This is a genomic window from Mesorhizobium sp. B2-3-14, assembly GCF_006442175.1.
GTDB classification, from domain to species: Bacteria; Pseudomonadota; Alphaproteobacteria; order Rhizobiales; family Rhizobiaceae; genus Mesorhizobium; species Mesorhizobium australicum.
Map to the genome: position 1 here is coordinate 392,143 of NZ_VFVP01000003.1, position 19,832 is coordinate 411,974.

Genomic DNA, 19,832 nt, shown 5'->3' on the forward strand with positions numbered 1-19,832 from the left:
GCTCAACGGTGGATCTGATACTCACCGCCGTCGTCGAGATGGCCCAGCCGTTTCGCATGCTGATGCTGGTGACCGGCGTTTTCGTCGGCCTCGTCGTCGGCGTTGTCCCGGGCATTGGCGGGCTGTTCGCGATGGCCCTGCTCATCCCGATGACCTACAACATGGACGCCTATGCCGCCTTCGCGCTCCTGCTCGGTATGGGATCGGTCAATACCACCTCCGATACGATCCCGGCCATCCTGTTTGGGGTTCCGGGCTCGGTCGGAGCGGCGGCGACGGTGCTCGACGGCCATGCCATGGCCAAGAAAGGCGAAGCCGCGCGCGCCTTCGGCGCCTCCTATTCGGCGTCGATGATTGGCGGCGTGTTCGGCGCTCTGGTGCTTGCCGCGGCTATTCCCATCATGCGACCGCTTGTCCTCTATCTAAAGACGCCGGACTTCTTCGCCATCTGCGCCTTCGGGCTCTCCATCGTCGCGATGCTGGCCGGGAGCCAGCCGCTGAAGGGGCTGGCCGCGGCCATGTTCGGCATGCTCGCCTCGTTTGTCGGTATCGATAAGATCGCCGGCATCGACCGGTGGACGTTTGGTGAAATCTATCTCTGGGACGGTCTGCCGGTGGCCCTGGTGTTTCTCGGCCTGTTCGGCCTACCGGAGCTGGCTTCGCTCCTGTTGCGAGGTTCCATCCAGGGCAATGCGGAGCGACCGACTTATGCGGGCATGTGGCAAGGCATCAGGGACACGCTGCGGGAGTGGCCGCTGGTGCTGCGATGCAGCAGCATCGGTTCGCTGCTGGGCGCAGTTCCCGGTGTCGGCATCGCGGTGCTGGACTGGATCGCCTATGGCCATGCGTCACGGCGGCCTGGCTCGGGACCGAAATTCGGCGAAGGCAATGTCAGGGGCGTCATCGCGCCCGAGAGCGCCAACAATGCCAAGGAAGGCGGCTCGCTCATCCCGACCATCGCCTTCGGCGTGCCGGGTTCGGCCTCGATGAGCATCCTGCTCGGCGCCTTTGTCGTCCATGGGCTCGTTCCCGGCCCCGAAATGCTGGGCAAGAATGCCGCGCTCACCATGTCGATGGTGTTCAGCATCGCCGTGGCAAATATCGTAGGCGCGGTGACCTGCCTTGTGCTGACCCGGCCTCTGGCGCGCGTCGCGCAGGTTCCGGCCGCCATCCTGGTGCCGCTGGTGGTCACCTTCATCGTGGTTGGTGCATACCAGACCAATATGAGCGCCTTCGATTTCGCGCTGGTCATCGGCGTCGGCGCCGTCGGCATGGCGATGAAGGAACTCAACTGGCCGCGCTCGGCCTTTTCATTGGGATTCGTGCTCGGCCCGAGCCTCGAGAACTATTTCTTTCTCGCCTATCAGATTTCCGGCTGGTCGTGGCTTGCCCAGCCGCTGGTGCTCATCCTGCTTGGACTGGCCGTGGTCGGTCTCGTCAGGCAGACGCTGTCGTGGATCAGGGCCAGAAATCCCGGCGGGCCGCTGCCCCCCGCGCTGCCCGACATTGTCGCAGGCGCCACCATGACATTGCTGGCGTTCGCGGCGTTGGGGACGGCCGTGACCGGCTTTCCCTTCGAGGCCGCCATTTTCCCGGTCATCACGGCTGGATTCCTGTTGGTGTTTTCGCTGGTGACCACAGTGCAGGCGTCGCTGCGATGGCGCAGGCGGGCCACGCCTGTCCTATCCGTGCCTGCCGCGATACCAGGCGAATGGTCTCCGGTTTCGGAACCCACCATGAAAGGCAATCTCGCAATCATCGGCCTTTGTCTGGCCCTCGCCTTTCTCATCCTGTTGGTCGGTCACCTGGCAGCGACCTTCATCTTCGTTGCCGGCAGCATCATGGTGCTTGGGACGAAGTCGAGGCGGTCATCCCTGGTGATCGCTGCCGCCGCGACGGCCTTCGTCTATTCGGTCTTCGACATGCTGGCATCCCAGCCCTGGCCGATTCCGTGGCTCACAGGCATTAGCGGAATTTTCTAAACCCTTATGCGGCGCCAGCGTTTCGACCAGTTGGCGGCGTAGCAGCTTGCCGTTGCCGCTGTAAGGCAACGAGGCGACCAGCCTGATCTCGCGCGGCCGCCGGTCGGGCGCGATGTTGGTGCGCATGAAAGCCTGGAATTCCTCGACGGTTCCGCGGTCGGAGACGATGAAGGCGGCGATTTCCTGCCCCATGGTCTCATCTGGAAAGCCGGCCACGGCGACGTCCTGCACCTTGGCATGGGTGCGGATCAGTTTTTCAAGCTCCTGCGGCGCGACACTGACGCCGCCGCGAACGATCATATCGGCCTCCCGATCGACGATCGTGATAAATCCGTCGGCGTCCAGAAATCCGATATCACCGGGGATGCCCCAGTCGGAGCTCATGATCTGCGGATCGACGAACAGGCGGTTGCCGGGCATCAGGACCGCGGATGCCATGGTCGGCGTCCATGCCTTGATCAGCCCGCGCTCACCTTGCGGCAACACGCGGCCATCGGCACCGAGGATTTCGACCTGTGCGCCGGCGACCGGACGGCCGGCGCTTTCGGGCTTTGCCAGAATATCCTCACCCCATAGCGAGGATATGATGCCGGTAAGGCTCGATGAGTAGCTTATCCGGTATCCAGATGAGAGATAGCGGTAGGCAGCGATCTTGTCTTCGCCTCTGGCCGGTCCGCCTACGCTGTAGAGAACGGAAAGTTGGGGAAGCAGGTGGGTTGCGCGTTCGCCCACCTCCTTGACCATCCGGGCAATGACTGATGGCGCCAGCGCCGTGCCGCTTGCCTGGAACGAGAGCAGCGCCTCGATGAGCTCCGAGGGGGTGAACAAGGGAGGAAAGAACCGAACGATTCCCCCGTAAAGCAGATAGCCGAAGACCTGGTGACGCATTGCCGAGTATGACAGGGCCATCGGCGTCAGGAATCGTTTGGCGGTTCCCTCCACCACGCCGCGGCGCGCCGCGATGCGCCTGGCGAGTGCCTCATGCGACTGGGTGTAGGCCTTTGGATCGCCCGTCGTGCCGGACGAAAAGATCAAAAAGGCCGGGGCGGCATCGCTCGCCGGGGGGCCGACGTCGGATCCCGGCGCCGAAGCCGATTTCCAGCCAGCGTCGAAAAGGGCGTTCGGATAGACCTCATCGCCCGGCATGGCGCGGCTTTCAAAAACCATTCTCAGATCGAAGTCGCGGGCCTGCCTGGCTCGCTGACTCCTGGGAGTTCGAAAGTCGACGACAACAGGGGTCGCGCCGATTTTCCAGCAGGCGAGGATCGAAAGGATCACGTCGATGTTGTCGAGCATGGCGAGGCCGACGCGGTCGCCCGGTCGGATGCCCGATGCGCCGAAATTGGCTGCAAGATGTCCGCTCTGCGTCAGGGCCTGGGAATAGGTGATATCAGACCGGCCGCTGACCATCGCGACCTTGTCGCCATGGGCAGCGAAGGCCTCCAGTATCTGCCAACCAAAACTCATTGACGATGCGGGTTTTCGCGTGGGGCCTCGCTTCGGGCGGAGAGGAACGTCAAGATCTCCGCGTCGATCGCGTCCATGTTGGCCTTGCGGAATTTGTTGTGCGTACCCGGCATGACGACCGTTTTCACGCTGGCCTCGTTAGACGCCCAGCCCTTGTAGTCCTTCACGGTGGTGGCTCCCCATTCGGAACTGGCGAGGATGAGGATGTCGCAGGGGTAGGACGAGGGCACAAAACCGGCTGCGGCCTGCAGCAGCGCGCTCTTGTATGCCTTCTTGCGCAGATGGCGCCCCAGGCGTGTCTGTCCGAGACCGACCGCCTTCAGCGTGTCTCGCAACAGGCGCCAGTAGACCACCTTGCGCACGATATCGCGCCGCCTCCTCTCGGTGAGGCGATCGTCGGGCATCGGCTTCAGCCAGGCCGAACCTGGCGATGGCGGATCAATGAGCACGATTGCCGGCCGCTTGCCCGTTGCCTCATGGCTCAGCCGGCCGACCTCGATCGCGAGCAGGCCACCCACGCATATGCCGCCGATGACTTCGGGGTGCCTGCCTGTTACCGAGGTGAAGGCTTCAAAATAGTTGGTGCCAATTTCGGCCATGGTGGAATAGGGCGTCTCGCCGAGTTCCGTGCCCATGCCGCGCACCGCCATGATCGCGTATTTCTCTTTCAGACGCCTGCTGAAGCGATTGGCGAACAAGGCCGAGCCGGTGATGCCGTGGATCATCGCGATCGGCTCCTGGCCGACGCTGCCGGACACCGGCACGATCAGCTCACGGGCCGGATGCTCCGGCACCAGCGATGCGATCAACCGGCCGAATTCGCGCGGTGTCTGCGCTTCGAGCAGGACGGAAGTCTGCAATCTCACGCCGAACCGCTTCTGCACGGCAAGCACTAGAGTCTCCGCCATCAGCGAATCGCCGCCGAGATCGAAGAAATTGTCGTCGAAGCCGACGGCCGGCACCTTCAATTCCGCGGCGAAGATGCCGGCAATCGCATGGGCCGGTCCATCGCCCGGCGGTGGCACAGGTCTAACCCGTTGTTGGACGTTCATCGGAAAAGCCCCTAACCGACGGATGTTCACTGCTAACGCTTTTACGCAGGGTGAGAGCCCCTAACAAGTGTCCTGTGCGCCGCGCGTCGAGCCGCCGCTGGCGTGCTTGTCTCGCCACGGCAACGCGGAAAGTCGCGATTTGCCGGCTCCGCAACGGCCTTTTGTCCAGTTGTGTAAGTGTTGCAAAAGCACGCAGATTTGGACATTAGTCTTGACAGAAATACAGATGTTCAATACCCGTCAGGCAATTGAACAAGCCTGCATTATGGGAGGAATGAGCGGTATGGCGTCCAATGTTTCGTTGACGGGCCTTGCCCGCGATCTCGAGGAACGCGGCAAATCGGGCAAGCCGATCCGCATCGGGCTGATCGGCTCGGGCGAGATGGGAACCGACATCGTCACCCGCGTCGCCCATATGTCGGGCATAGAGATCGGCGCGATCTCCGAGCTGAACCTGCCCGCCGCCAGCAAAGCGGTGGATATCGCCTTCCAGGAAACCGGCCATGCGCGCGAGGTGTCGAACGCCTCGGCGATGACGGCAGCCATGGAGGCCGGCAAGGTGGCGGTGACCAACGACGCCAGCCTGGTCATCAACAACGATCTCATCGACGTCGTCATCGATGCCACCGGCGTTCCCGCCGTCGGCGCCGAAATCGGCTTGCGCGCCATGGAGCACGGCAAGCATCTGGTGATGATGAATGTCGAGGCCGACGTCACCATCGGCGCCTATCTCAAGAGCGAAGCCGACCGGCTCGGCGTCACCTATTCGCTCGGCGCCGGCGACGAACCCTCCTCCTGCATGGAGCTAATCGAATTCGTTTCGGCCATGGGCCACCCGATCGTCGCCGCCGGCAAGGGCAAGAACAATCCGCTCAACATCGACGCCACGCCGCCCGCCTATGAGGAAGAGGCCAGGCGCCGGCACATGAATGTGCGCATGCTGGTGGAGTTCGTCGACGGCTCCAAGACCATGGTCGAGATGGCGGCGATCGCCAACGCCACCGGGCTGGTGCCCGACAAAGCCGGCATGCATGGCCCGGCCGCGACGCTCGGCGAATTGAACAAGGTGCTGGTACCGCAGAAGGATGGCGGCGTGCTGTCGAGGGTCGGTGTCGTCGACTATTCGATCGGCAAGGGTGTCGCACCCGGTGTCTTCGTCGTCGCCGACATGTCGCATCCGCGCATTTCGGAGCGCATGGAAGATTTGAAGATGGGCAAGGGCCCGTACTTCACCTTCCATCGTCCCTATCACCTGACCTCGCTCGAAGTGCCGCTGACCTGCGCCCGCGTCGTGCTCTACGGCAAGGCCGACATGGTGCCGCTGGCCAAGCCGGTAGCTGAAGTGGCCGCCGTGGCCAAGAAGGACATGCAGCCCGGCGAGAAGCTCGATGCGATCGGCGAATATTGCTACCGCGCGTGGATCATGACTGCACCGGAAGCGCATGCCGCGAGGGCCATTCCCTGCGGCTTGCTGCAGGGCGGGTCGGTTACGGCGCCGATCAAGAAGGGTGAGCTCATCACCTACGCCAATGCCGCCCCGGCAGCGGGGTCCAAGATCGCCGAACTGCGCGCCCGTCAGGACAAGCTCGTCTACGGAACCGTGGAGGCGTAACCATGGCCGGAGCCAGCAAAGCCGTCGCGGACAGCCGCGCCAACCTGCCCTTCGTCTATCGCCAGTACAGCGCCGAGCAGCTGAAGCAGGTGCTCTACAAGATGTACCTGATCCGCCGCTTCGAGGAGGGCGCGGAAGAAAGCTACACGCGCGGCCTCATCCACGGCACCATGCATCTGTCGATCGGCCAGGAGGCGAGCGCCATGGGCATCTGCATGCCGCTTGGCGAGGACGACCAGATCACCTCGACCCATCGCGGCCACGGCCACTGCATCGCCAAGGGCGCCGAGGTGAAGCGCATGTTCGCGGAATTCTTCGGCAAGACCACCGGCTATTGCAAGGGCCGCGGCGGTTCGATGCACATCGCCGATGTCGCCAAGGGAAATCTCGGCGCCAATGGCATTGTCGGCGGCGGCATTCCGATCGCCGTCGGCGCCGCGCTCTCCGCCAAGATGATGAAGACCGGCAAGGTTGTCGTCTCCTTCTTCGGCGACGGAGCCAACAATGAAGGCGCCTTCCACGAGGCGCTCAACATGGCGGCGGTCTGGAAACTGCCCGTTATTTTCGTTTGCGAGAACAATGGCTACGGCATGTCGACATCGACTGCCCGGTCCACCGCGGTCAAGAACATCGCCGACCGCGCCGCCGCTTATTCGATGCCGGGCGTCATCGTCAACGGCAACATCTTTTCCGAGGTCGCCGAGGCTTCGTACAAGGCGGTCGAGCGGGCACGGGCGGGTGAGGGGCCGACGCTGATCGAGTCCAAGACCTATCGCCATCGCGGCCATTCCAAGAGCGACCGCAACCGCTACCGGACCAAGGAAGAAATAGAGGACTGGATGTCGAACCGCGATCCGATCACGCTGTTCGAGAACGAATTGCGGGAATTCGGATTCATCGACGACAAGGGCATCGAAGCTATCCGCGAGGTGGTGGCGCGGGAGATCGCCGACGGCATCGAGTTCGCCAAGGCGAGCCCGTCGCCTGACGTCAGCGAGACCGGCAACTACGTGTATACGGAGCAGGCGTGATGGACGCGATGGTGCGTGAACTAAGCTACGCCCAGGCGATCCAGGAAGCCATGGCGACCGCCATGGACATGGACGAGCGCGTCTTCCTGATGGGCGAGGACATCGGCGTCTATGGCGGCGCCTTCCAGGTGACCGGCGACCTCGTCGATCGTTACGGCGCGGACCGGGTGCTGGACACGCCGATTTCCGAACTGGGCGGCGCGGGGGTCGCTGTCGGCGCCGCGCTGACCGGCATGCGGCCGATCTTCGAATTCCAGTTCTCCGATTTCGCCACGCTGGCGATGGAGCAGATCGTCAACCAGGCTGCCAAGATGCGCTTCATGCTGGGCGGCGAGGTTTCGGTGCCCGTCGTGATGCGCTTTCCCGCCGGCTCCGGTACCGGTGCCGCCGCGCAGCACAGCCAGAGCCTGGAAGCCTGGCTTGGCCATGTGCCGGGCCTGAAGGTTATCCAGCCGTCGACGCCCCATGATGCCAAAGGCATGCTTCTGGCTGCGGTCGCCGATCCCGATCCGGTGATGATCTTCGAGCACAAGCTGCTCTACAAGATGAAGGGCCCGGTGCCCGAAGGCTATTACACCGTGCCGATCGGCAAGGCAGATATCCGCCGCGAGGGCCGTGATCTCACCATCGTCGCCACCTCGATCATGGTGCAGAAGGCGCTCGACGCCGCCGCCGCACTGGAGGCCGAAGGCATCGACGTCGAAGTCGTGGACCTCCGGACCATCCGGCCGATGGACAAGCAGACCGTTATCGACAGCGTCAAGAAGACCTCGCGGCTGATATGCGTCTATGAAGCGGTCAAGACGCTGGGCATCGGCGCCGAGGTCAGCGCCATGATCGCCGAAAGCGAGGCGTTCGACTATCTCGATGCGCCGATCGTGCGGCTGGGCGGTGCGGAAACGCCGATCCCCTACAATCCGGAGCTGGAAAAAGCGACGGTGCCGCAGGTTCCAGACATCGTCACCGCCGCGCGCGACCTCGTCAAAGGGGTTCGCTGATCCATGCCGACCGAAGTCATTCTTCCCAAGGTCGACATGGATATGGCGACCGGACAGATTTCGCGCTGGTTCGCCGAGGAAGGCGCCACGGTCAAGAAGGGCGACGTGCTGTTCGAGATCGAGACCGACAAGGCCGCGATGGAGATCGACGCTCCGGCCAGCGGTGTGTTGCGCGACGTGACCGGCAAGGAAGGAGTCGATATCGCGGTCGGATCGGCGGTGGCTTGGATTTATGCTGACGGCGAGGCTTATAAGGACAAGGCGCCAATCTCACCCCTTGAGGGGGAGATGTCGACGAAGTCGACAGAGGGGGTTGCCTCAGAAGGCACCGCCCTCGCGCTGAGTCCGGTCGAACCGACCCCACCCGACCGGCCCTTGGCCGGCCACCCTCCCCTCGAGGGGGAGGGGAAAACCCGCGCTACACCCTTGGCGCGTCGATTGGCTCGTGAAGCAGGACTGAATCTCTCCGGCATATCAGGGACAGGCCCACATGGCCGCGTCGTAAAGGCGGATATCGATGCGGTACTCTCCTCCCTCCCCGAGAGGGGGGTGTCCGTGAAGCGGACGGAGGGGGTCGCCTCAGGAGGCACCGCTTTTGCGCCGAGCCCCGTCGAAGCGACCCCACCCGACCGGCCTTCGGCCGGCCACCCTCCCCTCAAGGGAGAAGGGGACGTGCTGAAACTGTTCGAGGAAGGCTCCTACGAACTCGTCCCGCACGACAATATGCGCAAGACCATCGCGCGGCGCCTGGTCGAAGCAAAAACCACCATCCCGCATTTCTATCTGACGCTCGACTGCGAACTCGACGCGCTGCTGGCTTTACGCACTCAGCTCAATGCCGCGGCACCGGTGAAGAAGACCGACAAGGGCGAGGCTCCCGCCTACAAGCTGTCGGTCAACGACATGGTGATCAAGGCGATGGCGATGGCCTTGAAGGCGGTGCCGGATGCCAATGCCTCATGGACCGAGAGCGCCATGGTCAAGCACAGGCATGCCGATGTCGGCGTCGCCGTTTCGATCCCCGGTGGCCTGATCACGCCGATCATCCGGCATGCCGATGAAAAGACGCTGTCGGTCATCTCTAACGAGATGAAGGACCTGGCCAGCCGCGCCCGCAGCCGCAAGCTGAAGCCGGAGGAATATCAAGGCGGCACGACCGCCGTCTCCAATCTCGGCATGTTCGGCATCAAGGACTTTGCCGCCGTCATCAACCCGCCGCATGCGACGATCCTGGCGGTCGGCGCGGGCGAGGAGCGGGCGGTGGTCAAGAATGGTGAGATCAGAATAGCGACCGTGATGTCGGTGACGCTGTCGACCGACCATCGTGCGGTTGACGGCGCGCTGGGGGCCGAACTGCTGGTCGCCTTCAAGAAGCTGATCGAGAATCCGATGGGCATGCTGGTCTAGGCTCCTGCAGTAAGCCGGCGCCAATGATGCGCCGGCTTATGATGAAACGACTTGTCAGGCTCCGAACCTTGACCCATGTTCTCTGGTGATCGCGACCAAGGGAGGCCAACATGCCTGCATTCGACCCGTCTGACGTCAAAACCTTGTTCGGCAGGGTCATGGGCGCGTCGCCTTCCGACATCAAGCTGGTGGCGCAGCGCCTGCACGATCATGCTTTCGAGCCACGCATGTCGGCGGAAGAGACAAGGCAGCTTGTCGTCAGCCTCGGCTATGACAGCCTCGATGCGTTCTGCAGTGATATCGGCCTGCCCGCGCATATCGCCGAGCGCTGGAGCCGTTTTGGCGTTTCGGGCGAGATGAAGCAGGTGTTCACGCTGCTGGCGGGGCAGCGCAGACGCGTGGCCGAAGCGATCGCCGAATTCGAATCCATGACCCATGTCGGCGTCGAGGATTTTTTGCGCGAGCGCGGGTTGATTTAAACCCAGGCATCTCAGCCGGCCTTGGCCAGCAGCGCTATAGCGGTGTCGCTGTCGGTGATCAGCACATTGGTGTTGACAGCCTTGAGCGCGGCGAGGATTGCCGCCACCTTGCGCTTTCCGCCGGCGGCCAGCACGACATTCGGCACATGGGCGACAACATCGAGGTCGATCGCCATGACGCGCCGGTTGACTTCGTGATCGACGAGCCTGCCGGCGGCATCGACGAAATAGCATAGCATGTTGGCGACCGCGCCTTTTGCCTTCAAGGGTGTAATCAGCGATGACGGCACGATGTCATGCCGAAAGATGGTGGCATCGGGCGATATGTCGCCGACGGTGAGCAATGCGATGTCGGCCGCCGCGGCGCGCCGGCGCACATCCTGCAGCGTCGGCTGCGCCCACAGGAGATCGCGCAGCGAGGGGTCGTCCACCATCACCGGCGCCGTGATCTGATAGCTGTCCACCTCGAACACATCGGCGACCTTGGCGGCCACGATCGACGGGTTGATCCATTGCGAATGCGGCAGGCTGCCGACAAGCGCCACCACCGAGGCGCGCTTCAAGTGCCGGCGGGCGAGGAAACCCAGGCTGGCGTGCAGTGTGGCGCCACCGCCGATCGCCAGCGTCATGCCATCCTGCATCTGCTCGCCGAGATAGGCCGCCACGGCGTGGCCGATGGCCTTCTCCAGATGGTCGTGAACCGAAGGTGTCGGGATGACGACGGCGGCGTTGAGGCCCCAGCGTATTTCCAGTTCCCGCTCAAGCGCCACCTGTTCGGCTGTCGGCGCGTTGATCATGGTAACGACGATGCCCTCGGCGGTACAGGCGGCCAGCGTACGCATGACCTTCATCCTGGAGACATCGAGCTTTTCGGCGATCTGCTCCTGCGTGAAGCCCTCGACATAATAGAGCCATGCCGTCTTGACGCTGAGGTCCGACGAGACCATCGGCAGGCGAGCCGGTGCGGGCTTTTGCGTGGGCATGGATTGTCGTCCCTCATGCGTCATGGCCGACGGCGTTGTCCTCATCCGGGAAAGGCCGCTCTTATGTCAATCGGATGCGGGGTTCGCGGCAGGCCGATTATCGCACAGCTTTGATCATTTGTAATTGACATCATACATATGAACATATTTTGTTGGTTTCACGCGCTGTGTCATGCACCAGTCATATGCGCCGTGCAGGGAGGAAGAGACGGGGTGCTGGCCAGGGGCCAGACCGGTCATGCACAGACAAGACAGGAGGTCTCATGAAGACGCTATTCATCCAGCTGCTGGCCAGCCAGCTGGCGCTCGCGGCAACTTTGTTTGCCGGCGTGGCAAATGCCGAAACACTGACGCTCTACACATCCCAGCCCGAGGCAGACGCAGCCAAGACCGTGGATGCCTTCAAGAAGGCACAGCCCGGCATCGACGTCACCATCTATCGCTCCGGAACCAGCGACATCCTGACCAAGATGGCGGCCGAGTTCGCCGCAGGCAGCCCGCAGCCCGACGTGCTGCTGATCGCCGACGCGGTGTCGATGGAACTGCTGAAGAAGGACGACCGGCTGCTGGCCTATCCTGAGGCCAAGCTCGACGGCATCGAGGCGGATGCCTATGACGCCGACAAGACTTATTTCGGCAGCAAGCTGATCACTACCGGCATCGTCTACAACACCGCTGCCGCCGAAAAGCCGCAGCATTGGGCGGACCTCGCCAAGCCGGCCTATGCCGATGGTCTGGTCATGCCGAGCCCGCTCTATTCCGGTGCCGCCGCCTACCTGCTTTCGGGCTTCGCCGGCGACAGCAATTATGGCTGGGATTTCTTCCAGAAGCTGAAGACCAACAACACCGTCAGCGTGCGCGGCAATGGCGCGGTGCTGAAGTCGGTGGCGTCGGGCGAGAAGCCCTATGGCATCCTCGTCGATTTCATGGCGATGAACGCCAAGAAGAAGGGTTCGCCTGTCGAATTCGTGTTCCCCTCGGAGGGCGTGCCCGCCGTGACCGAACCGGTGGCCATCATGAAGACCGCCAAGAACGTCGACGGTGCGAAAAAATTCGTCGACTTCATTCTGTCCGATGAAGGCCAGAAGCTGGCGCTGTCGATGGGTTACCTGCCGGCACGCGCCTCGGTCGGTCGTCCCGACTGGCTGCCGGAAGGCGTCAAGGTCAAGGTGATGCCGTTCGACACCAAGGCGATCGTCGCCGAGACCGACGCCGACAAGGCGAAGTTCCAGGACCTGTTCGGCGGCTGAGCCGTCGATCCCCGCGAGATGCCGTCTCGACGGCATCTCGTCAGTTCCGGTGAGCCCGGCCGCCCCGCTGACCGATCCCAGGAAACGCAATCATGCCGACACGTATCAGGGAGAGCCGGGGCCAGGAAATGGTCCTGACGGCGGTGGTGGCCGTCGTCATCGTCCTGCTTTCGCTGCTGCCCATGCTGCGCCTCGTCAAGGAGATCGTGGCACCCGGCGGTGTCTTGTCGACGGTGGCCGTGGAGGCCGGGCTGAGAAGCCCGGCAACCTGGATCGCGACATGGCATACACTGGTCGTCGGCATCGGCGGCACTCTTCTGGCGGTGCTGTCGGGAACGCTGGTGGCCGTGCTTGTCTCGCTGACCGACATACGCGGCCGAAGCGCCCTGGTGCTCTGCTACGTCATGCCGCTGATGATCGCGCCGCAGGTGACGGCGCTGGCCTGGCTGCAACTGTTCGGCCCTGCCAGCCCATTCCTCAAGCTTTTCGGAGCGGCGCCGCCGCTCGGCACGAAAAACCCGCTCTACTCGACCTCGGGCATCATCCTGCTGCTTGGCGTCCAATACGGGCCGCTGGTCTTCCTGCTGGTGCGTGCTGGCCTGCGCAAGCTGCCGCGCGAACTGGTCGAAGCGGCGCGCGCCGGCGGTGCGAATTGGTTCACCGTACTGATCACCATCGTGCTGCCCTTGATGACGCCGTCGATCATGGCGGCGGCCGCGCTTGCTTTCGTCTCCTGCGTCGGCAATTTCGGCATTCCGGCCTTTCTCGGCATCCCCGCCAACTACCTGGTGCTGCCGACGCTCATCTATCAGAAGCTGGCCGGCGGGGGCCCGGCGGTACTCGGCGAGACCGCGTTCCTGTCGGTGCTGATCGGCATCATCGCCATGGCCGGCATCCTTGCCCAGGAGGTGATGAGCCGCCGCCGCGACTACCGCATCTCCTCGACATCGCTGCCGGCCGAACCTTATGAACTGGGCCGCTGGCGGCCGGTCGTCCAGGCCGGCATGTGGCTGCTCATCGTGCTGGTGCTGGTCCTGCCGCTGTTCGGGCTGGTGCTGACCTCGCTGGTGCCGGGCTACGGCATCGCGCTCACCGCCAAGACGGCGACGCTCGACAATTACCGTTTCGTGCTGTTCGAGCATGATGCCGCCAGCCGCGCCTTCTTCAACAGTTTCTGGCTGTCGATCGCTGCCGCTTTCTTCGCGGTCCTCGTCGCCGTGCCGATCGGCTATCTCATCGCTTGGGGCAAGCAGCGCTGGGTGCGGCTGCTCAATCTTTCAGTCGAACTGCCGTATGCCTTGCCCGGCGTGGTGCTGGCGATCGCCTCGCTGCTCTTGTTCCTGCGCCCCATCCCGCTGACCGGCGTCCAGCTCTACAACACCGTCTGGATCATCCTCTATGCCTATCTCGCCCGCTTCCTAGTGCTGGCCTTGCGGCCGACCATCAGCGGCTATCACCAGATCGATCGGGCACTCGAAGAAGCCGCACAAGTTGCGGGCGCCGGCCTGTTCACGCGCATGCGCACCATCGTCTTTCCGCTGGTCGCGCCGGCGGCGATCGCCGGCGGCCTGCTGATCTTCATGACGGCCCTCAGCGAACTCACCGTCTCGGCGCTGCTGTGGTCGTCGGGCTCGGAGACCATCGGCGTTGTCATGTTTTCCTTCGAGCAGGGCGGCGATTCCAACTACGCGGCGGCGATGTCGGTCATCACGGTCGCGGTCGCCTTCGTGCTGATGCTGGTGACCAACCTGCTTGCCCCTCATCTTCCGAGCGGAGTTCTGCCATGGCGCGATTGACCCTGGACCATGTGACCAAGAGCTTCGCCGATTTCGACGCCGTGAAGGATGTCTCGATCGACGTCGCCGACGGCGAGTTTCTGGCGGTGCTCGGCCCCTCCGGCTGTGGCAAGACGACATTGCTGCGGCTGGTCGCCGGTTTCGAAAAGGTGACCTCGGGCGAAATCCGCATCGGCAGCGATGTCGTGTCGAACAGCGGCGGCAGCGTCGCGCCGGAAAAGCGGCGCGTCGGCATCGTCTTCCAGAATTATGCGCTGTGGCCGCATATGAGCGTCGCCGAGAATATCGGCTATGCGCTGAAGGTGGCCAAGCTCGACAAGGCGGTTGCGCGCCAAAAAGTGGAAGACGCGCTTGCCCTTGTCAATCTTCAGGGTCTGGGCGAGCGCCGGCCCGCCAATCTTTCCGGCGGCCAGCGCCAGCGGGTGGCCTTGGCGCGTTGCCTGGTGGCGACACCTTCGCTGGTGCTGTTCGACGAGCCACTCGCCAATCTCGACGTCCATCTCAGGGCCTCGATGGAGGACGAGTTCGCCGCCTTCCACAAGCGCACCGGCACGACCATCGTCTACATCACCCATGACCAGGCCGAGGCGATGGCGCTGGCCGACCGCATCGCGGTGATGGACCATGGACGCTTGGCGCAGCTCGCCACCCCGCGTGAACTCTATCATAAGCCGGCAAATGAGATGGTGGCCTCCTTCATTTCGCAAGGCATTCTGCTTCCGGCGGACGTGTTGGCCAGCGAGGACAACGGCCATTGCAAGGTCCGGGTTCTCGGAACCGAGCTGGTGGTCCGTTGCCGGCCTGGCGAGCGGCCGCGCGCCGGCGCCAAGATCTGCTGCCGCCCCGCCGATATCGAGCTTTCGGCCGATGCCTCGGGCTTCGATGGTCTCGTCAAGCGGGCGATCTATCAGGGCGGCGCGGCGCGGATTGAATTCGCGCCGACCGCTGGTCCCGACCTCACCTTGCATTTCGAGCAACCCGATCCGGTTGTGCTGGAGAACGGGGCGCAAGCGCGCCTGCGCATAAAATCCGGCTGGCTGATCCCGGCGGCGGGGACAGCCTCGTGATGATACTGGACCTTGCCGGCGGCTTCGGAGAAAAGGGCCGCACCAGCCTCGCCGTCAACAGCGGCGACGATCGCATCCTGCTCGATGTCGGCATCAAGGTCGGCGCTTCCGGGGCGGAATACTATCCAGCGCTCAACGGGTCGAGCGACGACATCGATGCTGTTTTTGTTTCGCATGCCCATGAGGATCATGTCGGCGCGCTGAGCTGGCTGTTGTCGCGGGGCTATAGCGGCCCGATCTTCATGACGGCGGAGACCCGTGCCGAGGCGCCGGCCACGCTTGCCGCCTATGCCGAGCCGGAGGATTTCAGGCGATTTCCCTTGCCTGAAAACCGCATCGAACTCTTCGAACCAGGCGACACACTCACTAGCGGCAATTTCGTAGTCAGCACGGGACGTTCAGGTCACGTCGTCGGCGGGGTCTGGTTCGCCGTCGACGACGGGACAAGCCGCATCGCCTATTCGGCCGATGTGGTGCCTGACAGCAATGTGTTCGTCATGGACACGATCCCGCATTGCGATCTCCTGGTCTTCGATGCCTCCTACGGGGCGGATCCCGTGCCGGGGGCTGCCCGGGCGCAAGAAATTTCCGAATGGGTGGCGCGGCATCCGCAGGGATGCCTGTTGCCGACGCCGCTGTCTGGCCGATCGCTGGAACTGATCGCGGCCTTGCCGGGGTCGTTCGCCGTCCATGCCGGCATGCGTTCGTCGCTGGAAGCGCAGATCGGCGCGACCGCGTCCCTGTTGCCGGGCATTTCCGAGCTTTTGCTTGCCCGCCTGCGAAGCGCGGCCGACTGGAGCGATGCCGACCCGCTGCCTTCGCTGCCCCTGCTGGCCAATGACGGCATGGGCGAGGCTGGCCCGTCGTCGCACCTTTTGCCTCGCGCCGACGATGCCGGGTTTCCGGTGTTGCTCACCGGGCATCTGCCTTTGGGCTCTCCGGCCGATCTCATGCACAAGGCCGGCCGGGCGGACTGGATACGCATGCCCACCCACCCGACACTGTCGGGCAATGTCGGCATCTGGGAGAAGGCGGGACGCCCCAGGGCGCTGGGCCATTCCTGCGCGCCCGATCTTCTGGGCGAGTTGAAAAGCCATATTCCGTCCTTGCTCACGCAATGCCGTACGGGTCAACGCATCACGGTGGGGCAAGGAAGCGCATCATGAGAATCCTGATCTGCAACGATGACGGCATCGAAGCGCCGGGTCTTGCCCGTCTGGTCAATGCCGCCCTCGGGTTGAGCGACGATGTCTGGGTGGTCGCGCCGGACGGCAAGCGCACCGCCGCCGGCTCGTCGCTGACCATCGCCAGGCCGCTGACGATGCGGCGCGTCAAGCCGAACTGGTATTCGTGCTCGGGCACGCCAGCCGATTGCGTGGTGAGCGCCATGACGTGGCTATTCGCTGATGAACCGAAGCCTGACCTCGTATTGTCGGGCATCAATGACGGCCGCAACGTCGCCGAGGATATCGCCTATTCCGGCACACTGGGTATTGCCCGCGAAGCGAGTTTCTGGGGCATACCCGCGATCGGCTTTTCGCGCGTGAAAAATCCTGACTTCGGCGCTGCCGACGACGAATGGCTTGGCAAGCTGATCGCCTCGCTCTGGCAAGCGCGTGCCGATTGGGCGACAGAGGGCCATTGGCTGAGCGTCAACTTGCCGACCGCGCTGCCGGCCGAAATTCGCCAGCCGCGCATCGGCCGCGACAAGATCGGCCGCACGGCCGAGGTGGTGGAAAGCGCCGGGGATCGCACGATCATCACGGTGCCGCGTGGCCGAGCCCATGCAAGCGAACCGGGGGATGAAAACGCCGCGATCGATGCGGGTTTCGTCAGCATCAACCGGCTGAACTGGTTTGGGGAAACGCGGCTGGACGAGGGATTTCTGGACGGAATCCCACGCTGGCGGCAAAGCTAGCCGATCTCCCTGCGCGGCATCCCCCAGATCACCAAGCTGTCAGCGGCTAAATGGCGTCAATCCGGTGCTTATGCTTGAAGCCGCCGCTATTTCATTCCACATCGGAAGAGATGAAGGATGAGACACGCGAATGGCGCCGGAATCTGCTGTGGGCCTTGGCCGCATCGCTGGTCCTGCATGCGCTTGTCGCATCGTTCTTCATCTACGGCCTGTCAAAAGCCTCACAAGAGCCCCAGCAGGAGCAACCGATAAGCGTCGCGCTCGTGCCTCCGCCCGACAAGCCAAAACCGCAGCCGCTCAAAGCCGAGAAGCCGCCGGAACCTAAGGCTGATAAACCCCCCGAGCATAAGGTTGAAAAGCCACCCGAACAGCCGCGCAAACAACCTGACGACACCGCTTTGAAGCGCGTTTTTCAGTATGGCGACAAAGATACCGGACCGAAGAAATCCCTGGATGGGGGGGCGGCCAAGGACAATGCGCCGTCGCCTGCAAAGGATGAGGCCTCGAAGCCTCCGGTCGTGCCCAAGTCCGCCGAGAACAAGCCTGCAGCGACGGCAAACGCGGAGCAGCGGCCGGATGCGAGCAAAGCCGATGAGAATCCGCCAACCGAGCCGACCGTCACCAAGCCCACGCCGAGCGAGGAAAAGCAGGTCACGGAAGACGCTGATAAACAGCAGGCTGCGCCAAAAGCTTCCGATCAGCAAGCAGCCGTAGAGCCAAAGCCGTCGCCAGCCGAGAGCGACGCCAAGACCGGGGCCGCGACCGAAAAGCCCAAGGCCAAAGTCGTCAAGACGATGAAGTTCAAGTCTGAAAAAGCCCTGAAGTCCCGGGCCGGAAAAGCCACCGCCTCAAATTCCACGAACGACGCAGGTGCTGGATCACCAATGTATTCCGGTCTTCCGGGGGTTCGGAAACTCTACTCGCAGGGCGCTACCGGCGACGCGTTGGCCACGAGTTCCATGAGCGGCGTACCTCGCAGTCAGCGCGTTGCGACCCTTTGCGCCAACGTGCTGGACCAGGAGCTGCAGGGTGCCGACTATTCTCCCAAATGGCTGCCGACGATTCCGCTGAAAGCCGGCAATGTTCTCGACCGCCCCGAAGCGGCCTTCAGCACGACAACCACATGGTACCAACTGAGCTTCCGATGCGAGGTGGATACCGATGCGACCAGGGTCCTGTCGTTCGGCTTCCGTGTCGGCTCCGAGATTCCACGCAGCGAATGGCCGCCAAACCATCCTCTTTAGTCTCTGCCACTTAGGCTGGCACACCAAGTCCAGCCAATTGCCGGCTAACTTCATGCCAGTCGGCGCAGACGAGATCGGCACCGGCCGCCGTCAGCCGTGCGGCATGCTCGGCATAAGTATGACCGCCGCCGGTATAGCCGATCGCCGTCATGCCGGCGGCGACCGCGCCCTGGATGCCGAAAGGCGAATCCTCGATGACGATGCAGTCGGCTGGTTTGGCGCCCATCCTGGCAGCCGCGAAAAGGAAGATGTCCGGCGCCGGCTTGCCGTTCTTGACCATCGAGGAACTGTAGATCGCATCGCCGAAGAAGCGTGCCAATCCGGTCACCGCCAGGCTGTGGTTTATACGCTCGATGGAGGACGAGGAGGCAACGCAGCGGTCGCCGGCAAGCGTTTCCAGAAACGAGCCTATTCCAGGCGTTGGCTTCAACTCTTCGGTGAAAAGCACCTTGGTCTCGGCCCAGATATCGCCGTCGGCCGACGCGGGAAACTGATGGCCGGTCAACTCCTTGATCCTGACGATGATGTCGGCCTGTTTCATGCCGACGCACTGGGCGATGATGCCGCCGTGAACGCCCGGCATGCCATGCTTATCGTAGACACGTTCATAGGCCTTGGCGGCCAGTGGCTCGCTGTCGACGAGAACGCCGTCGCAATCGAAAATGATCAGTCTTGACGGCGCCACGCGTTTCTCCCGGCCTCTGTCAGAATTCGCACATCGCTATCGACAAAAAGTCAAATGTTCAATAGCGGGCGCGCTCGGCCTCGTGGATAGGGGGTAATAGAGGCCAATTCAAAGCTGGCGCAAGACGTCGCTGGCGCGGGAGGACCCCAGCGCCCGCTGCATGGCCTGCCGCGACTGTGCGCGATCGGGCGTGATCCAGTTCGGTTCCGCCCCCAGGAAGCGGTCGAGGAAAGCCACGGCATAGGCCGGCATTTCGGTGACGTTCTCGCGATAGGACCACCAGGTGCGCAGGTCGTCGGCGCATTTGTCGATACTGGGCGCCGAGCCAAACTCCTGCTCGTAGATCGCCGAAATCACCGAGACACAGTAGTTGGTGTAGAGAAAGCCTTCCGGCCAGAAACGGATGATGTCCAGCGTGCCGGCATTCTGATCCGTTTCGATGAGCTGGGTGAGGCCGGAGATTTCCCTTGCCGGCGCCTGTTTTATCAGTTCGCGCAGCACGAGGCCGGCGGCAAAGACGATGAAATCGGCGCGGTCGATCGCGGCAAAGCGCTTCTGCGCTTCCATGACCTCGACCCAGTCGAGAAAAGCCCGGGTCAGCTTCGCCTCGTCGATTTCGAAGCGTACGCCGAATGTGTCCGAGACCACCTTGGCGCTGCCGCGGAAGGTGGCGCGGAACCAGCGCAACTGCCGCAGCCGGTGGCGCAGGTCGGGCATGAGGGCCAGTTCATCCCTGAAGGGCAGTTCCATTTCCTGTATCCCGTTTCCCCACAGGTTAGCACAGTCGTGCCCCCGCGGTAATCGCGCGGCGGCCCTGTGGATGACCGTGGTTGAGGTCAATATCATACATATTGACATTCG

At 63.3% G+C, this 19,832-nt stretch carries 17 protein-coding genes; 12 read left to right on the forward strand and 5 right to left on the reverse strand.

The window, feature by feature from the left end; all coding sequences use genetic code 11:
• The first annotated feature begins 8 nt into the window (after positions 1-8).
• The gene (locus FJ950_RS10775) at positions 9-1,982 is read left to right on the forward strand and encodes a tripartite tricarboxylate transporter permease (protein ID WP_140616770.1); all 1,974 of its coding nucleotides are present in this window, start codon (positions 9-11) and stop codon (positions 1,980-1,982) included.
• Here the strand turns inward: FJ950_RS10775 and FJ950_RS10780 are convergent.
• Both FJ950_RS10780 and FJ950_RS10785 read right to left on the reverse strand, forming a co-directional pair.
• A complete protein-coding gene (locus FJ950_RS10780) occupies positions 1,869-3,449 on the reverse strand; it encodes a class I adenylate-forming enzyme family protein (protein WP_246681304.1) in 1,581 nt (526 codons plus the stop codon). The two genes, FJ950_RS10775 and FJ950_RS10780, sit on opposite strands and share 114 nt — an antisense overlap.
• Positions 3,446-4,501: an acyl carrier protein gene (locus tag FJ950_RS10785; protein WP_140616771.1), complete on the reverse strand. Its 1,056-nt coding sequence runs from the start codon at positions 4,499-4,501 to the stop codon at positions 3,446-3,448. The genes FJ950_RS10780 and FJ950_RS10785 overlap by 4 nt, the downstream gene beginning before the upstream one ends.
• A 283-nt stretch (positions 4,502-4,784) precedes the next feature.
• Here FJ950_RS10785 and FJ950_RS10790 point away from each other — a divergent pair, with 283 nt between their 5' ends.
• The 5 genes from FJ950_RS10790 (at position 4,785) to FJ950_RS10810 (ending at position 10,028) form a co-directional block, all read left to right on the forward strand.
• Positions 4,785-6,113, forward strand: coding sequence for an NAD(P)H-dependent oxidoreductase (locus FJ950_RS10790; RefSeq protein ID WP_015315453.1), 1,329 nt, complete (start codon positions 4,785-4,787; stop codon positions 6,111-6,113).
• Positions 6,114-6,115: 2 nt separating this feature from the next.
• Positions 6,116-7,144, forward strand: a complete 1,029-nt coding sequence (locus tag FJ950_RS10795; protein ID WP_140616772.1) for a thiamine pyrophosphate-dependent dehydrogenase E1 component subunit alpha — start codon at positions 6,116-6,118, stop codon at positions 7,142-7,144.
• Positions 7,144-8,142, forward strand: a complete 999-nt coding sequence (locus FJ950_RS10800) for an alpha-ketoacid dehydrogenase subunit beta (RefSeq protein ID WP_140616773.1) — start codon at positions 7,144-7,146, stop codon at positions 8,140-8,142. Before FJ950_RS10795 ends, FJ950_RS10800 begins: the two co-directional genes overlap by 1 nt.
• 3 nt (positions 8,143-8,145) lie before the next feature.
• Positions 8,146-9,549, forward strand: coding sequence for a pyruvate dehydrogenase complex dihydrolipoamide acetyltransferase (locus FJ950_RS10805; RefSeq protein WP_140616774.1), 1,404 nt, complete (start codon positions 8,146-8,148; stop codon positions 9,547-9,549).
• 110 nt (positions 9,550-9,659) lie between these two features.
• Complete coding sequence (locus FJ950_RS10810) at positions 9,660-10,028, forward strand: hypothetical protein (protein ID WP_015315457.1); 369 nt, start codon at positions 9,660-9,662, stop codon at positions 10,026-10,028.
• Between the two features lie 11 nt (positions 10,029-10,039).
• On the opposite strand, the gene FJ950_RS10815 is transcribed toward FJ950_RS10810, so the two are convergent.
• The gene (locus FJ950_RS10815; protein ID WP_140616775.1) at positions 10,040-11,011 is read right to left on the reverse strand and encodes a sugar-binding domain-containing protein; all 972 of its coding nucleotides are present in this window, start codon (positions 11,009-11,011) and stop codon (positions 10,040-10,042) included.
• A gap of 263 nt (positions 11,012-11,274) precedes the next feature.
• Here FJ950_RS10815 and FJ950_RS10820 point away from each other — a divergent pair, with 263 nt between their 5' ends.
• From FJ950_RS10820 to FJ950_RS10845, 6 genes are all read left to right on the forward strand, one after another.
• Positions 11,275-12,261, forward strand: a complete 987-nt coding sequence (locus tag FJ950_RS10820) for an ABC transporter substrate-binding protein (protein ID WP_015315459.1) — start codon at positions 11,275-11,277, stop codon at positions 12,259-12,261.
• A gap of 92 nt (positions 12,262-12,353) precedes the next feature.
• Positions 12,354-14,057 (forward strand): iron ABC transporter permease, encoded by a 1,704-nt coding sequence (locus tag FJ950_RS10825; RefSeq protein ID WP_140616776.1) that lies wholly within the window; start codon positions 12,354-12,356, stop codon positions 14,055-14,057.
• On the forward strand, positions 14,045-15,124 hold the full coding sequence (locus FJ950_RS10830; RefSeq protein WP_140616777.1) for an ABC transporter ATP-binding protein: 1,080 nt from the start codon (positions 14,045-14,047) through the stop codon (positions 15,122-15,124). The genes FJ950_RS10825 and FJ950_RS10830 overlap by 13 nt, the downstream gene beginning before the upstream one ends.
• Positions 15,124-16,290, forward strand: coding sequence for an MBL fold metallo-hydrolase (locus FJ950_RS10835; protein ID WP_140616897.1), 1,167 nt, complete (start codon positions 15,124-15,126; stop codon positions 16,288-16,290). The genes FJ950_RS10830 and FJ950_RS10835 overlap by 1 nt, the downstream gene beginning before the upstream one ends.
• Positions 16,287-17,042 (forward strand): 5'/3'-nucleotidase SurE, encoded by a 756-nt coding sequence (locus FJ950_RS10840; protein WP_140616778.1) that lies wholly within the window; start codon positions 16,287-16,289, stop codon positions 17,040-17,042. The genes FJ950_RS10835 and FJ950_RS10840 overlap by 4 nt, the downstream gene beginning before the upstream one ends.
• A 110-nt stretch (positions 17,043-17,152) precedes the next feature.
• Positions 17,153-18,286: a DUF930 domain-containing protein gene (locus FJ950_RS10845; RefSeq protein ID WP_140616898.1), complete on the forward strand. Its 1,134-nt coding sequence runs from the start codon at positions 17,153-17,155 to the stop codon at positions 18,284-18,286.
• Between the two features lie 10 nt (positions 18,287-18,296).
• On the opposite strand, the gene FJ950_RS10850 is transcribed toward FJ950_RS10845, so the two are convergent.
• Together FJ950_RS10850 and FJ950_RS10855 are read right to left on the reverse strand one after the other, a co-directional pair.
• Positions 18,297-18,971 (reverse strand): HAD family phosphatase, encoded by a 675-nt coding sequence (locus FJ950_RS10850; RefSeq protein WP_140616779.1) that lies wholly within the window; start codon positions 18,969-18,971, stop codon positions 18,297-18,299.
• Positions 18,972-19,079: 108 nt separating this feature from the next.
• Positions 19,080-19,721 (reverse strand): hypothetical protein, encoded by a 642-nt coding sequence (locus FJ950_RS10855; protein WP_140616780.1) that lies wholly within the window; start codon positions 19,719-19,721, stop codon positions 19,080-19,082.
• Between the last annotated feature and the right edge of the window lie 111 nt (positions 19,722-19,832).